The organism is Nocardia sp. CA-128927 (assembly GCF_050955855.1).
GTDB lineage: Bacteria > Actinomycetota > Actinomycetes > Mycobacteriales > Mycobacteriaceae > Nocardia.
In genome coordinates this window covers 5,900,201-5,913,564 of sequence record NZ_CP192087.1, presented here as the reverse complement: position 1 = coordinate 5,913,564, position 13,364 = coordinate 5,900,201, and the positions used below count along the sequence as shown (strand labels likewise).

The following is a 13,364-nucleotide window of genomic DNA, read 5'->3' as shown; positions in this document are numbered from 1 at the left end:
GCCGGGGGACGGCAGTCGGCGGAGCCGACGGGGTGGGTAAATACAGCGCGCTATTCGGCACCGGCGTTCTGCTCGGATTGGTTGCCGAACAAGTGGTGCTGTTCGCGGTGCCGCTGTTGATCTTTCATGACACCAAGCAGGTCTCCACACTCGGTTTCGCGTTCGCGCTCGAGTGGCTACCTGCCCTGATCGCCTACCCGTTCGCGGGTCTGCTCGCCGACCGTGACGGTGGCGCAAGGCTTTTCACCCGGGTCGCGGTGATGCGCGCGGTCATCCTGGTGATCGTCGTGCTGGTCTGCCTCGCTCGGCCCGGCTGGATGGTCCCCGCGTTGATGACCGGTGGCGCGTGCCTGTCGGTTTGCGTTGCGCCCATCCGCATGTCGATCGAACGCATGGTGCCGCAGATCGCCCGCGACAACCAGATCGCCACGGTGCAGTCGCTGGTGCAGAACATGGAGTTGCTGGCCATGGCGCTCGGGCCCGCCCTGGCGATCCTGGCCGCGGCGTTCCTCGGCAAGCTGTGGCTATTGCTCATTGCCGCAGCCGCTTTCGCGATCAGTGCATTGACCTGGCTGCCGCTGCCACGACCGAAGGTGCGCACCGCCGTCGGGTGGGCGGCCCGAGAAGTGCTGCCGGAGTTGGCGATCGGCTGGCAGCTCATGGTGCGCATCCGCCCGGTCCTGCTGCTCGGCATCCTCAACTTCACCATCAACCTGGTGGTCGGCGTGCTGATCGTGTCGAACGCGGCCCTGGTCACCGATGTCTTCCACGCGCCCGACTCCGCGTACGGCGTGCTCAACGCGGCCGTCGGTGTCACCGGCCTGCTGAACCTATTGCTGATGCCCGCGCTGCTGCGCCGCGTCGGCGTCGAACCCATTGGGGCGTTGGGCGTTTGGCTGATGTGCGCCATGGTTCTGATCTGCGCCCTCGCACCGTCCTATCTGGTCTATGCCCCGGCTTTTGTCGTGATGCTCGTCGGCGACGCGTTCTACAACATCTACAACCGCACCCAGCGGGTGAAGGTGATTCCCCGCGAGCATCTCGGCAAGGTGATGGGCCCCTTCTATCTGCTCAACCTGTTGTCCTATCCGATCGCGGGCCTGCTGATCGGTGGCCTGGGCGCCACCATCGGCGCACAACGACTCGCGCTGTGGCTGGGCATCCTGCTCTGCCTGTTCGGCGCGGTGTTTCTGCCGTTGACGATGGCCAGTTTCCGAAAAGCCTTGCTGGCCCGCGAGAACGCTAACGTTGAGGTCGTGACATGAACGCTCGTTTCCGGTGCGTGCTGAGCACCGTCGAGTCCGATTCCCATCTCTGGAACCTGGTTTACCTGCAGAAGCTCCTGGAGGAGCACGGCGCGTCGGTGCACAACCTCGGCACGTGTACGCCGGTGCAGAACGTGGCAGACGCCATCCGCGCGGACCGGCCCGATCTCTTGGTTGTGTCGAGTGTCAACGGGCACGGTTTCCACGGCGCCCAGGTCCTGCTGTCCGGCCTGCGGGAACGCGGGCTCGAGGTGCCGTGTGCTATCGGCGGCAAGCTGACCACCGCGGTATCCGACGATGACCGGGTTCGCCGCGAACTGCTCGAGTTGGGCTACACCGACGTGTTCCTCGGCGACGACGCCATCGAACGCTTCCGCGGCTTCCTGCGGTTCGGTCTGGCACAAGGGTTTTCGGCATGGCGGGCAGACCCGGCGCTGATCAGTCCGTGGGACAGCGAGAACGCCGAGACACGAGAGGTGTTCTGATGCATATCGTCATCGTCAACCGGTGGCCACGTTTCTTCGACGGGATCCGCTGGGACAACGAGCTCACTCGCTACGAGGAGTTCATCGATCACGAGGCCAACCGGGTCAGCTACGTAGTAGACGGCCCCGGAGCCGATGGCGTGCTGGTGGATTCGGCGAAGATCGCCTGTCAGGTGCAGGTCGCGGACGTCAATGATGTTGCGGCACTTGGTGCCGCGGTTCGGGAGATCACCGAGCGGGTCGGTCCGGTGGACGAGCTGATCGCGCTGTCGGAATTCACGCTGGAGATCGCGGCCCAGGTTCGCGAGAATCTCGGAATCCCCGGACCCACCGTCGACGAGGTCGCCGTCTACCGGGACAAAGTGCGGATGAAACAGGTGCTGGACGAGGCGGGAATCCTGGTGCCGCGCTTCGACTCCTGCGTGAGCGTCGAGCAGGTGCGCTCGTTCGCGGCGTCCTGCGGCTATCCGCTGATCCTCAAGCCGCTCGGTGGTGCCGCCAGCATCGGCGTGCGCCGGGTGGACAGCCTCGCGGAACTGGACGCCGCGCTCAGCACGATCGAGCTGGCCGACTACGAGGTCGAGGAGTTCATCGCGGGGCCGATCTACCATGTGGACGGCTTCGCGGACGACGATTCCCGCGTCACCTTCCAGGCGGCCTCCCGCTACATCAACGACTGCCTGTCCTTCGCGCACGGCACGCCGCTCGGCTCGGTCTTGATGGGGCCGTCGCCACTGCGGACGCAGATCGAGGAATTCTCGCAGCAGATCATCTCGGCACTTGGCTTGCGCCGCTTGCCATTCCACCTCGAGGTGTTCATCACCCCGGCTGGCGATCCGGTATTCCTGGAGATCGGCGGACGAGTGGGCGGGGCCGAAGTGCCGCATCTGCTCTACAAGGTGTTCGGCGTCAACCTGTACGAGATGTTTCTGCGGGTGCTGTCGGGTGCTGAGGTCCCGCCGGTCCCCGAGTTCGTCGACTCCTCCGGGGGTTGGCTGATCATGCCCAAGTCCGCCGAGGTGTCCGAGCGTGTGGTGCGCGCCGGGTCCATGCGCGACCAGGTGCCGATCGTCTGGCGGGAACTGCTGCCCGCGCCGGGGCAGGTGCTGGCGCCCGGCGGCGCGTACGACGCGCTGCATCGTGGGCGATTCATTTTGTTGCACGAGGATGAGCACGTCGTCGAGGCCGGCATCCGAAAGATCATCGAGAACTTCGACTTCGAGGCGGAACCGCTGTGACCAGTGACTTTGAGGCCACCGACGACCGGACGCGCTACCAGCAGCTGATCGGATTCCTCACCGAGGACGAGCAACTCGGGGTGGCGGCCGTCGGCGACAAGCTGATCGAGGCCGCGGGCGGTCTCGACCGGCTCGCGGACTACAAGGTCATGGTGGCCTACGGCGGCGGCAAGGACAGCACCTACGTGGTGGCGTTTGTGCGTGCTGTGCAATTACATCTCCAACTGGAGCACGGCGAGACCTTCCTGATGCGCGTGGCGAACATGCGGCACGCCGGTGTGATCAGCGCGGTGATGGAGAACATCGATCGGGTGTACTCGGCTTTGGGCCTGCTGGACGATGAGCGGGTCGAGCTGCTCACCATCGACCACACCGAGATTCGCCGTTTCCGCGTCGATCTGCCGTTGCCGGACAAGCTGGTCGCAATCAACCGACTCGACGTGCTGATGAACGGGCACCGCTCGGCGGGCGACGGACGTCCCACGTTCTGCAACAGCTGCAACCTTGCAGTCGCTGACTTCTACGGCCGCGCCGCCTGGTGGCGTGGCGGCGTCGACGCGATCATGACCGGCGACTCCCGGCGCGAGCAGGCCCTCTACGCCGCGTGGATTCTGCGGCTGGCCAAGGGAATCGGCATCGACGTGCAACGCAAGGGCATGACCTTCCAAGATCTCCTGTCCGCGTTGCGCGGCGTCGGCGACGCGTATTTCCGCGAGCTGTTCGGCGACGACCAGCACGAGCCCGCCGAACGCGAAGTCGCGGTGGGTGATCGGTCGGTGCAGCCCACCTTCGTATCCATCTACGACTTGGTCAGCTACCGCGTTCACGACCACTGGGACCTGATCGTCGATTTCCTCGGCTTCCGCTTCGACGACCTGGCCTTCAGCTTCACCGAATCCGATTGCGCCAACCCGACTCTCATGGCTCACCTGCGCGGCCTGCGCGTCGAGTACGTCGAGGGGCGGACCTACCAGGCCGGAATCACCGAGTATCTGGAGTTCGCCGAGACGATGATGCGCCGGAAAGAGATGCCGGACAGCCTGATTGCGCTCGCCCTCGGCCGCTACGACTCGCCGGAAAAGATCGTCAAACAGCGCGAAGTGGCGGCCACCTACGCCGAGAACGCATTCGGGCTGGGGGAGGACGAGTTGGTCGCGATGGTGTTCTCGCCGTTCACCAATGAGGGTGCGCGACTGGCGGAATTCGTCGAACGCTGTCATCCGGAGCGAGTCGCCGAGATTCCGGCGTTGCATGCGGCGTTGCGGGCCGAGCCGGGCAGTGACAGCGCCGCGGGCTGGTTGGCGGAGGTGTCCGGGCTGTCCATCTCGCACCTGCGCACGCTTTATCGCAGCTCACTGGTGGACTTCGCGGCCGGTGACACCGTGATGGCCAGGGTGCGCGCGGGTGATCCGCACAAGTCCCAGGTGCACACGGTCGACCCGCGGTCGGGATTGCCGGCCCTCGAACTGATCTCGGGTAGGTGACGTGGCTGGGTTCTTCGACAGTTTCGTTGCGGAACGGGCGGCCGCGGGGCAGTTGGTCGTCCAGCCGCGCATGGGCATGGGCAGCCTGTCGGCCATGCGGTCCGGGCTCGCCCGGGTCGCCCACCTGGACTTTCCGGTGATCGGCACGCTGACGCTCGACAGCTACACGCGCGTCGGCGACTACCAGAGCCCGCTGGAACGTCTTGCCGCCGGGGAGGAGTTGAACGGGTATCCGCTCGTCTCGCACTCCGTCGAAGAAACCCGGAAGCTACTCGCGGGCCTGTACGGTCCGTCGTTTCCGGTCCAGGTGCGACACGGAACGGCGTTGCCGCTGCGGGTCTTTCAGCGTTTGGTCGAGGTCGGCTTGGACGCGACGGAAGGCGGTCCGGTCTCGTACTGCCTGCCCTACAGCAGGCTGCCGCTGCACGATGCGATCGAGGCATGGTCGGAGAGCACCCGATTCCTCGCCGACGCAACCGAATTCGGCCATATCGAGAGCTTCGGCGGCTGCCTGCTCGGCCAGCTCTGCCCGCCGTCGCTGCTGGTGGCGATGGGGATTCTGGAGGGGTGCTTCTTCCGGCAGCACGGCCTGCGGTACATGTCGTTCAGTTACGCGCAGGGGACGCTGGCCGAGCAGGATCGCGGCGCGTTGCGGGCGTTGCGCACCCTGGCCGACGAATACCTGGGCGACGTCACCTGGCATGTCGTGTTCTACACGTACATGGGCCTTTTCCCGAGGACGCCCGACGGGGCGACTCGGCTGATCCGCGACAGCGCCCGCCTGGCCATGGCGACCGGGTGTGAACGGATGATCGTGAAGACGGTGTCGGAGGCCTGGCAGATTCCGTCCGTCGCGGAAAACATTGCGGCACTACGCATTGCCTCGGAAGAGGCCGACGGACCGCTCGATCCGGCGTCCCCGGCCGAGGCGCAGTACTTCACCGAGGTCCTCGATGAGGCGCGGCTGCTGATCGACACCGTGCTCGCGCTCGACTCGGACGTGCGGACGGCACTGCTCGCCGCCTTCGCGGCCGGACTGCTCGACGTCCCCTTCTGCCTGCACAGCGACAACCTCGGCGCCACAACGACTGTCATCGACGAGCAAGGCGCGCTGCGCTGGGGGCGGTTGGGGCGACTTCCGTTGCCCGCCAGCGCCGGTCGCGAGGATCTGGCCCGGCTCGGCTCCGACGCGCTCTACGGAATGCTCGACCACGTCGCGAACAGTTATGACAGTCACCCCGATGGGATGTTCGATGTCCGAAGCTAATCCGTCCACCGTTGTCCTGGTGGACGCGTTCTCCACCGGCGCGCTGCTTGCCCGGCAGGCGCGACAACAGCACCGGCTGATCCACGTCCGGTCTCGGGCGCACCTGCCCGCGACGTTCTCCGCGAGCCTGCCCGCCGAGTTGTTCGCCGCGGACCTGTCCTACGCCGACCAGGCCGATGATGTGCTACGCAGGCTCGCCGAACTGGAACCGGTCGCGGTGATCGCGGCCAGCGAGTACGGCGTCGAGGTGGCCGACGAGATCGCCGCGAAACTGGGGTTGCGCGGCAACGACCCGGCGCTGTCGCACGTGCGGCGGGACAAGTTCTACATGCTGGAGGCCGTGGCCGCCGCGGGGCTGCGGACCGCGCGGCAGCGGCGCGGCAATGATGTTGCGGGACTGCTGGAATGGCGGCGCGCCGCGGGTCTCGGGCGCACGGTGGTCAAGCCGCTCGACAGCGCGGGATCCGAGGACGTGTTCATCAGCGACTCCGAGACGGAGATCCGCGCCGCGGTCGGGGCGATCATCGGCAAGACGAATCTGATGCTGCGGACCAATGCGGCCGTACTCGCGCAGGAGTACCTCGTCGGGGACGAGTACATCGTCAACTCGGTCAGCCGGGACGGTAAGCACTGGTTCACCGATGCGTGGATCAGCCACAAGGTGACGGTGCGAGACAACCGCAGGATCTACGACTGCGAAGACCTGCTGTCGGAGGCGGATCCACGATTCACCGAGATCATTGATTACGTGTCGGGCGTGCTCGACGCGCTCGGCATCGCGAACGGGCCCGCACACACCGAATTGATCTATACCGCAGCGGGTCCCGTGTTGTTGGAGACCGGCGCGCGCCTCTCCGGACTGGCCAACCCGCACGCGCTCGATCGATGTACGGGAGTGAATCAGGTGGGCCTGACGATGGATTGCTATCTCGACGAGGGACGGGCGCTGGCGGCCCAGCCGCCGGTGTATGCGCGGCGGGAGCAGGCGCGTTGCGTGAATCTCATTGCGCACCGCGAGGTTCCGTTACCCGCCGGGGCGCTCCGGGATGAGCTCGAACGGCTGCCTGCGATCGAGAGTGTGCGTTTCCGCATCGCCGATCAGGCGATGACCAGGCCGACGGTCGATCTCAACTCGTCACCGGGTGTGGTGTTTCTCGTGCATCAAGACCCCGCCGAGATCGAGCGGTCGTACCGGACGCTTCGTCGGCTCGAGCACGAGTTGTTGTAGGTGGCACGGACGCCGTGACTACCGCCGAGAGCGCCCGCTGATCCGCACGGCGGCCGCGACGACCAATACCGCTCCCGCGGTCGTCATCAGCGCGATCAAACATCCGCTGCCGCCTTGAATGCGACGGCTGGCCTCGTGATTGCGATTGGCCCGACGCGCGTTCTCGCCTGAGACGCTTCCCCAGTCCGTCGGCATGATCCACCGGTTCCTTCTCTACCGGCGTGCGGCCGGTAGGTTCCCCCCACATTCTCGCGCGCAGTGGGTTGGGCCGATCGTGTTTCCGTCGAATCGTGTGCGCGGCTCAGGGGTTTCGGCAGATGCCGCGCAGGAAGGTAGTGAGTAGACCGCGACAGGTGACGTCCCAGTCGGGGTCGATGGGGCGTGGCTGTGCGACGAGCGCGCCGAAGGCGACGATGTCGTTGTGTGAGGTTTCCGGGCGCAGCACACCGTCGGCGATGCCCTGGTCGATGATCCGCTGCACGATGGCGTGGATCTCGAGGCGCAGGGCCTCCGTCGCGGGCGAGGTGATCGGTGGTCCGCCGTTCAGCGGCAGGATGAGGTCGTTGCGCTGGCGGATGGCGGCGTCGACGAAGAGCCGGAGGCTGTCGACCGGGGTCGCGCCCTCGCGTTCGGCCGCGAGCGTGCTGTCCAGCACGAACTCGAACGATCGGTGCGTCAGATGGCCAAGCAGATCTTCGCGGGTGGGGAAGTGCCGGTAGAGGGTGCCGATCCCGACACCGGCGTCGGCGGCGATGGTGGCCATGGGGACGCGCAGGCCTTCCCGATGAAACGCGGTGGTCGCGGCGCGGAGCAGTTCCTGCTGGTTGTGCAGTGCGTCACGGCGCAAGTCGCGATCGGTCATGCACCAATTGAACCGCTTCCGGCCGGGATCGGTGGACTTTCGTTCCAGATAAGCGGACGAAATCGTCCGATTGTGCGGCTACCGCGTTGACCGCTGCACGGTGCGTGCGTACGCGTCGAGGTGGGCGAAGGTCGCATCCGGCTGTTCCAGCTGCGGCAGATGGCCTGCCGCAGCGATGATTTCGAAGCGTGCGTTGCCAAACGCTGCGGCATAGGCTGAGCCGTAGGCGGCGGTGGCGATGCGGTCGCTCTCGCCCCAAAGCAGCAGTGTCGGAACGGATACCGCCGCCAGCTGGGGGAGCAGGTGCGGGTTGTGCATGTACGGGTCGCCCGCGTAGTGGCGCAGGGTGACCATATTCGCTTGGCGCACAGCCAATTGCGCGGCGGGGATGTCGGCGGGGTCCTGATAGAAGCGGTCCGGGTCGTGGTACGAGTACTCGGCCACGCCGCGGGCATCGAGGGCGAAGAAGTCTCGGATGGGTTCGTTCTCGATCTGAACGCCCACCGCGTCGATGAGGACGAGACTGCCGATGCGGCTCGCGTTGTCGCGCACGGCCATCTCGGCGGCGATCCAACCGCCGATGGACGATCCGATGACGAGCACGTCCCGTAGGTCGCGGTCGCGCAGTAGGTCCAGGTAGGCGTCCGCGAGGTCGGTGATGCTGTCGAATCCGTGCGGGCGCGGTGTTCCGTTCCAGCCCGGGTGGGTCGGGGTGAGGACATGCGCGGAACGGGACAGGTGTTCGGCGAGGCCTGCCACGGTGGCCGGTCCGCCGCCGCCGTGCAGAACGAGAATGGTTGGGCCGCTGCCGGATTCGTCGATGGTGAGCAGTGCCGGTGAGCTGGTGTCGGCAGTCATGGGTGAGTCCTCGATCCGTTGACTAAACATGTTGATATAAACAAGTTTAGTCACAGTGTTAGAGTTTCGTCCATGTCTGGTGATCTGCAAGCTCTCGGACGCGCGGTCAAGCAGGCGCAGTACCGCCACCATCGCGCGCTCGACAGCAGGCTCGCGGCCGTCGGCACCACCCTGGCGCAGTGGGACGCGATGCGCGCGATCGCCCGCAACCCCGGCTCGACCGCGCGCGCTCTGGCCGAGGAGACGTTTCAGACCGAACAGGCTTTCGGCACGTTGGCGGGCAGGCTCGTGGCCCGCGGACTGATCGAACGCACGTCCGGCCGCGGCCGCGCCATCGAGCACCACCTGACAGCGGCAGGCAAGAAGGTCCTCGCGGCGGGGAACAAGGTCGCGGACGCGGTGCTCACCGATTCGTTCGCCGCCCTGTCCACCGCCGAGCGGGGCACCTTGCTGAATCTGCTCCAGCGAATCGGCACGTCCGACTGATCCGGGAGCCCTACTCGATCAGCCGCTCTACGTGCTCGAGTCGGCGGGGAGTAGTTCTACTCGGCGACACAGGTGGTTTCTCGGTGTCCACAGTCCGGCGGGGTTCATAAGCTGCCGTGTGTGTCTGATACTTCGTCGAGCAGCGAGAACGGGTTCGCCCTGAAAATGGCGGGCTTGGGCGCGGTCGCCGCCGTCGTGCTGTCTCCGCTGGCGGCAGCGATCGTCGCGGTCGTGTATCGGTTTCCGGTACCGCTGTCGGGCTACGCGCGCGGTTTCGGCGAGGCCGGTTCCGCCGCGTTGGGCAGCCTGCTCTATCTGGTCTTCGGGGGAGTCCTGGTGGTCGGGATCCTCGGCGCCGCAGGTGGTTTCGTCGCGGCCCGGTCTGCCAGCGATGTCCGTCGGGTTCGGCGCCGCACCGTTGCCGCAGCGGCCGCGGTAGCACTCCTCGCCGCGATCACCATGGCCGTACTCGAATTCTTCATCGGCCCGTGGTAGCCACACTTCGTCTCCCGCGCACCTATTCGCAGCTCGCGTACGAAATTGCTAGCAATTCCGTGCGCCGCCGGACAACTCGTGCGCGGCGGCAACCGCCGATCCCGCGGCTCGGCGGACTCCGGCTACGGTTGCTTCGACAACTGCCTTGGTCACAAAGTGTCCGATGGCTGTGACCAGGAACATCGCCACGATGAGGACCGGTGCCCATGACCACGTCAGCGCGAGCAACATGCGTTCGAAGGTTCCGCGGGGCTGCACCACCGGCTCCCAACTGTTGAGCCGGGTCCAGCGGCCGAGGAACACGCCCACCGCGCACAGCAAATGCAGGCCGACGGTGACTGGCGTACGCCACCGGGTCAGCCCGACGTGGTCGAGGTATCGCCCGAGTTCGGCCAGCGCGAGGTAGTAGGCGAGAAAGCCGGACGCGATGAGCGCCCCGTAGACCGGCAGCACCGTGGTGACCACCGGGCGGTCGCCGAGGAATTGGATGTCGTAGCGCAGGTGCACGAGATCGGTGACCACGTACGGTGCATTGGGCAGGAACAGCACGAACAACACGGCGCCCGCCCACGACAGTGGCGAGCGGGAAACCTTCCGGTCACGGCGCCTCAGCCGAAACACCAACAGCGCCAACAGCACCGGCACCCAGGCCAGCATCGTGTTCCAGACCAGCCAGACGAAGTCACGCCGGACCACGTCCAGCAGGCCCGGCCCCACGTGATCGAGTACATCCATTCCGCCATCATGGGCGACCGAACGGTCCAGGTGAACGCGTCGAGACCGACGGCCACCACATCGCTACAGATCCAACACACGATCTCCACAGCGGCCGCCGCGATCTGCGGGATGACTGTCCACGGGCCGCAGGTAGCGTCTATCGCTATGGCGGCACCCAAGCACACCGGCCCCACCGCGGGCACCCGGCAGCTGGCCGCGGTGTGTCGGACCGAGATCCCGGTGCTGACCCGGCGGCTGATGTCGGCCATCTTCACCGACATCCCGGAATGGACGGACTACTCGCCGGTCAGCCGGGAGGATCTGCGCAACGGCTGCCGCAGCTATCTGACCCGGGTGCTGGATCTGCTGGCCGGAGACGTGACCGTGCCCGACCGCGACGACGTCGCCGCGGCCATCGGCCGCAATCGCGCGGCGCAGGGTGTGCCGCTGGAAGTGATGCTGCGGACCTTCCGCCTCGGCGGTCAGATCGTGTGGGAAGCCCTGCTCGACCGGGCCGGTGATCTCCCGCCCGGCGAGTTCCGGGAGATCGGCGCGGCCACCTGGTCGGCCATCGACGGCATGTCCTCGGCGCTGGTCACCTCCTATCGCAACACCGAACTCGAGCAGGTGCGCCGGGACGAGCGGCGCAGGCACGGTCTGATCGAGGACCTGCTGGCCGGCCGCGCGCACGACGCGACCTTCGCGGCGCGGGCGGCGCGCGAGCTGAATCTGCCGACGCACGGCGCCTACCTGGTGGTGGCGGTGCGCGGCACCCGTCCGGTCGTGCAGCTCGGCACCGAAACGGCGTTGGCGGCCTTGGGTATTCGCTCGGTCTGGCACGACCGGGTGGATTCCACGGTCGGGCTGGTCTCGCTGGAAACGCGGGACAGTTCCGCTGTACTGCAACACATCCGGCCGCGCATCGAGGGCCGGGCCGCGGCGTCGCCCGCGGTGCCGGGCCTGGCGCAGATCGACACCGCGCACTCGCTGGCCATGCTCGCGCTGGAGACATTACCCACGGACACAGCGGGTTTGGTGTTGCTGGAGGAGCGTTACCCGGAGGCCCTGCTGCTGCGTTCGCCCGATCTGACCGAGCTGATGGTGGCCCGCACGCTCGGGCCGGTGCTGGCGTTGCCGACCAAGGAGCGCGAGGTCCTGTTAGGCACCCTCGCTACCTGGCTGGCCGAGAACTGCTCGGCCGCGAACGCCGCGCCGAAGCTGCACTGCCACCGCAACACCGTGATCAACCGACTGCAGCGGATCTCGACGCTGCTGGGTCGGCCGCTGGAGGGACAGCGCTCCTACCTGGAGCTTTCCTTGGCGCTGGCCGCGCTGGAGCTCGGGGTACCCGCACCGGACTGAACGATCCGGGCCACCTCCCATTGGGCGCAGAGCCCATTTTCGAGCCCCGATCTCTGGGCTTCCGGCAGATTGTTTGTGCAATTCCGGACCGCAAGACTCGAGTGCACGACCCACGCCACAACCGGGCACGGGTCGCAATCGTCGAGATGAGGAGCACCACGAGTGCCGGAATTCGAGCTACTGGTGATCGGTGGCGGCCCTGGCGGCTACGTGGCCGCCATCCGGGCCGCGCAGCGTGGCCTTCGGGTCGGCCTGGTGGAGAAGGAACGCCCGGGCGGCGTGTGCCTGAACTGGGGTTGCATCCCGACCAAGGCGATGCTGCGCTCGGCGGAGGTCTTCCATACCCTCACCACCGCAGCCGAATTCGGTGTCTACGCCGACAACGTGCGCTACGACTTCGCCGCGGTGCGGCAGCGTAAAGACGGCATCGTCAAGGAGCTCACCGACGGCGTCGCGGGCCTGCTGAAGGCCAACGGGGTGACGGTGATCGAGGGACACGCCCGATTCACCGGGCCGACCACGGTCGAGGTGCACGAGACCGGCGCGTCACCGATCTTCGAGGGCGGCCCCCGCTATGCCGCCGCGCCCGGTGCCGCGGTGCGGCAGGTGAGCGCGCAGGACGTGATCGTCGCGACCGGATCGGTGCCCGCACTGCTGCCGATCCCGGGCGCGGACCTGCCCGGTGTGGTCACCTCCGACGGCGCGTTCGGGCTGAACGAGGTGCCCAAGCGGCTGGTGGTCATCGGCGGCAGCGCGGTCGGCGCGGAATGGGCCAGCCTGTTCGCCACCTTCGGCAGCCAGGTCACCGTCGTGGAGATGCAGGATAGTCTGGTTCCGTTGGAGGACAAGGAGATCGGCGCGACGCTCGGCCGGTCCTTCCGCAAGCGTGGCATCGCTGTACTGACCGGCTCGACCGTCACCGCCATCGCACAGGGCGACGCGCTGCGGGTGTCGGTGGACGGGAAGCAGCCGCAGGAGCTGGACGCCGATGTGGTGCTCGTCGGTGTCGGCCGACGACCCAACACCGCCGACCTCGGCCTGGATGTCGCCGGAATCGGCACGGACGCACGTGGATTCATCGAGGTCGACGACCAGCTGCGGACCGGGGTCGAGCACGTGTACGCCATCGGCGACGTGACCGGGCGCGCACTGCTCGCCCATGTCGCCTCGCATCAGGGCATCACGGCGGCCGATGTGATCGCCGGGCACGACGCGCACATCGACTACGCGGTCATCCCGGCGGCGACCTTCACGCATCCGGAGATCGCGAGCGTCGGTCTCACCGAGGAGGCCGCCCGCGCGGCCGGCCGCGAGGTGATCACCGCCAAGTTCCCGTTCGCGGCGCTCGGCCGGGCCAAGACCTTCGGCGACACCGAGGGCATCATGAAGATCGTTGCCGGGCAACAGCATCGCGAAGTGCTCGGGGTGCACATCATCGGCCCGTCGGCCAGTGATCTGATCACCGAAGGCGCGCTGGCGATCTCGCTGGAGGCGACGCTCGACGAGCTGGCCGACACCATTCACGCCCACCCCACCCTCGGCGAGATCGGCATGGAGACGGCGCTGGCCGGGCTCGGCCTGCCGGTACACATCGCGCCGCGCAAGAAGCGTTGAGGA

General features: G+C 67.0%; 13 protein-coding genes. 10 read left to right on the top strand and 3 right to left on the bottom strand.

Going from position 1 to position 13,364, the window contains the following annotated elements; translation table 11 throughout:
- Positions 1-32: 32 nt before the first annotated feature.
- From ACQPW1_RS27675 to ACQPW1_RS27650, 6 genes are read left to right on the top strand one after another with little or no spacing between them, the layout of a single operon-like run.
- Positions 33-1,265, top strand: coding sequence for an MFS transporter (locus ACQPW1_RS27675; RefSeq protein ID WP_433654518.1), 1,233 nt, complete (start codon positions 33-35; stop codon positions 1,263-1,265).
- Entirely contained in the window at positions 1,262-1,750 is a 489-nt protein-coding gene (locus ACQPW1_RS27670) for a cobalamin B12-binding domain-containing protein (RefSeq protein ID WP_433654516.1), read from the top strand. The genes ACQPW1_RS27675 and ACQPW1_RS27670 overlap by 4 nt, the downstream gene beginning before the upstream one ends.
- Positions 1,750-2,988: an ATP-grasp domain-containing protein gene (locus ACQPW1_RS27665; RefSeq protein WP_433654515.1), complete on the top strand. Its 1,239-nt coding sequence runs from the start codon at positions 1,750-1,752 to the stop codon at positions 2,986-2,988. The genes ACQPW1_RS27670 and ACQPW1_RS27665 overlap by 1 nt, the downstream gene beginning before the upstream one ends.
- Positions 2,985-4,472, top strand: coding sequence for a hypothetical protein (locus ACQPW1_RS27660; protein ID WP_433654514.1), 1,488 nt, complete (start codon positions 2,985-2,987; stop codon positions 4,470-4,472). Before ACQPW1_RS27665 ends, ACQPW1_RS27660 begins: the two co-directional genes overlap by 4 nt.
- 1 nt (position 4,473) lies before the next feature.
- Positions 4,474-5,739: a methylaspartate mutase gene (locus ACQPW1_RS27655; RefSeq protein WP_433654513.1), complete on the top strand. Its 1,266-nt coding sequence runs from the start codon at positions 4,474-4,476 to the stop codon at positions 5,737-5,739.
- Positions 5,726-6,967, top strand: a complete 1,242-nt coding sequence (locus ACQPW1_RS27650; RefSeq protein WP_433654511.1) for an ATP-grasp domain-containing protein — start codon at positions 5,726-5,728, stop codon at positions 6,965-6,967. The genes ACQPW1_RS27655 and ACQPW1_RS27650 overlap by 14 nt, the downstream gene beginning before the upstream one ends.
- 301 nt (positions 6,968-7,268) lie before the next feature.
- On the opposite strand, the gene ACQPW1_RS27645 is transcribed toward ACQPW1_RS27650, so the two are convergent.
- The gene (locus ACQPW1_RS27645) at positions 7,269-7,829 is read right to left on the bottom strand and encodes a TetR/AcrR family transcriptional regulator (protein WP_433654509.1); all 561 of its coding nucleotides are present in this window, start codon (positions 7,827-7,829) and stop codon (positions 7,269-7,271) included.
- Positions 7,830-7,907: 78 nt separating this feature from the next.
- The gene (locus ACQPW1_RS27640; RefSeq protein ID WP_433654507.1) at positions 7,908-8,687 is read right to left on the bottom strand and encodes an alpha/beta fold hydrolase; all 780 of its coding nucleotides are present in this window, start codon (positions 8,685-8,687) and stop codon (positions 7,908-7,910) included.
- 72 nt (positions 8,688-8,759) lie between these two features.
- Between ACQPW1_RS27640 and ACQPW1_RS27635 the strand changes: the two genes are divergently transcribed.
- The gene (locus ACQPW1_RS27635; RefSeq protein WP_433654505.1) at positions 8,760-9,173 is read left to right on the top strand and encodes a MarR family winged helix-turn-helix transcriptional regulator; all 414 of its coding nucleotides are present in this window, start codon (positions 8,760-8,762) and stop codon (positions 9,171-9,173) included.
- Between the two features lie 120 nt (positions 9,174-9,293).
- Complete coding sequence (locus tag ACQPW1_RS27630) at positions 9,294-9,668, top strand: hypothetical protein (protein WP_433654504.1); 375 nt, start codon at positions 9,294-9,296, stop codon at positions 9,666-9,668.
- 48 nt (positions 9,669-9,716) lie between these two features.
- Here ACQPW1_RS27630 and ACQPW1_RS27625 read toward each other — a convergent pair whose 3' ends face one another.
- The gene (locus ACQPW1_RS27625) at positions 9,717-10,403 is read right to left on the bottom strand and encodes a DUF1361 domain-containing protein (protein WP_433654502.1); all 687 of its coding nucleotides are present in this window, start codon (positions 10,401-10,403) and stop codon (positions 9,717-9,719) included.
- A gap of 147 nt (positions 10,404-10,550) precedes the next feature.
- On the opposite strand from ACQPW1_RS27625, the gene ACQPW1_RS27620 reads away from it, so the two are divergent.
- Together ACQPW1_RS27620 and lpdA are read left to right on the top strand one after the other, a co-directional pair.
- Positions 10,551-11,747: a PucR family transcriptional regulator gene (locus ACQPW1_RS27620; RefSeq protein WP_433654501.1), complete on the top strand. Its 1,197-nt coding sequence runs from the start codon at positions 10,551-10,553 to the stop codon at positions 11,745-11,747.
- A gap of 162 nt (positions 11,748-11,909) precedes the next feature.
- Positions 11,910-13,361, top strand: a complete 1,452-nt coding sequence (gene lpdA, locus ACQPW1_RS27615; protein WP_433654499.1) for a dihydrolipoyl dehydrogenase — start codon at positions 11,910-11,912, stop codon at positions 13,359-13,361.
- Positions 13,362-13,364 lie beyond the last annotated feature (3 nt).